We start from the raw sequence: 230 nt of genomic DNA, 5'->3' as shown, positions 1-230 counted from the left end.
GCCGGGGCGGTAGCCGCCCGAAGGCGCCACGGCGTCGAGGGTGAGGAGGGTCAGCGCCGCCCAGGCGACGTTCCCCGTCGCGGTGCCATCCTGGTAGGCGTCTTCGGCCCAGAGCGCCTGCTGGGCGTCCCACCAGCCCGGCAGGGGAAGTAGCCCTTGGCCGACGGACCCGGCGCGATAGGCATTGCGGACGCGGCCGTCCGAGAAGGTTCGATCCCGTGACAAGGCTG

Annotated in this window: 1 protein-coding gene; it reads right to left on the bottom strand. The window is 73.0% G+C overall.

Annotated features, from left to right (window positions below; all coding sequences use genetic code 11):
• A partial coding sequence (locus tag CVH10_RS27180) for a hypothetical protein (RefSeq protein ID WP_219925140.1) occupies positions 1-230 on the bottom strand: 230 nt, incomplete at both ends.

It is taken from the genome of Halomonas sp. ND22Bw (assembly GCF_003011945.1).
Classification (GTDB): domain Bacteria; phylum Pseudomonadota; class Gammaproteobacteria; order Pseudomonadales; family Halomonadaceae; genus Halomonas; species Halomonas halophila.
The sequence above is the reverse complement of the archived record's forward strand: the minus strand, read 5'-3'. Positions and strand labels throughout refer to the sequence as shown.